This is a genomic window from Photorhabdus sp. RM71S (genome assembly GCF_042879355.1).
Lineage (GTDB): Bacteria > Pseudomonadota > Gammaproteobacteria > Enterobacterales > Enterobacteriaceae > Photorhabdus > Photorhabdus kayaii.
Genome location: NZ_JBHFKV010000144.1, coordinates 1 through 929, shown reverse-complemented (window position 1 = coordinate 929; position 929 = coordinate 1). Strand labels below are relative to the sequence as shown.

The following is a 929-nucleotide window of genomic DNA, read 5'->3' as shown; positions in this document are numbered from 1 at the left end:
ATCGCTAGTAATCGTAGATCAGCATGCTACGGTGAATACGTTCCCGGGCCTTGTACACACCGCCCGTCACACCATGGGAGTGGGTTGCAAAAGAAGTCGGTAGCTTAACCGAGAGGGGGGCGCTGACCACTTTGTGGTTCATGACTGGGGTGAAGTCGTAACAAGGTAACCGTAGGGGAACCTGCGGTTGGATCACCTCCTTACCTGAGATAGGTTGAGTGCAGTGCTCACACAGATTGTCTGATGAAAGAAGAGAATAACGTTATCGTGATAGGCTTGTAGCTCAGGTGGTTAGAGCGCACCCCTGATAAGGGTGAGGTCGGTGGTTCAAGTCCACTCAGGCCTACCAAACGCTTTTCCTCTTTGCCATTTTAAACGCTGCATTACTCATGTGCTCGCGCACACTGCGTGATTCGCGTTGAAACTGGCTGTGATGAAAAGGTTTGTATAGACCGGGTGATAGCGGGAAATTCTGTATGGGGCTATAGCTCAGCTGGGAGAGCGCCTGCCTTGCACGCAGGAGGTCAGCGGTTCGATCCCGCTTAGCTCCACCATACTAAACGTAATTCAGAGTATATTGGCGACAATATGCTGTGAATTATTTTGCTCTTTAACAATCTGGAACAAGCTGAAAAATTGAAGCTGTCGATAATATCGTCGAGGTATTATTGACGAGTCTCTCAAGCTGAACAATCCGAGACAGTTTCGGGTTGTGAGGTTAAGCAATTAAGCGTACACGGTGGATGCCTAGGCAGTCAGAGGCGATGAAGGACGCGCTAATCTGCGAAAAGCGTCGGTAAGCTGATATGAAGCGTGATAGCCGGCGATGTCCGAATGGGGAAACCCAGTGCAATGCGTTGCACTATCATTAACTGAATCCATAGGTTAATGAGGCGAACCGGGGGAACTGAAACATCTCAGTACCCCGA

Annotated in this window: 2 tRNA genes and 2 rRNA genes; all 4 read left to right on the top strand. The window is 49.6% G+C overall.

Going from position 1 to position 929, the window contains the following annotated elements:
• Nucleotides 1-203: ribosomal RNA gene (locus ACGF5R_RS24150) — 16S ribosomal RNA — on the top strand; the annotation flags it as partial.
• Nucleotides 204-272: 69 nt separating this feature from the next.
• Nucleotides 273-349, top strand: a tRNA-Ile gene (locus tag ACGF5R_RS24145).
• Between the two features lie 129 nt (nt 350-478).
• A tRNA-Ala gene (locus ACGF5R_RS24140) sits at nt 479-554 on the top strand.
• Between the two features lie 162 nt (nt 555-716).
• Nucleotides 717-929: ribosomal RNA gene (locus ACGF5R_RS24135) — 23S ribosomal RNA — on the top strand; the annotation flags it as partial.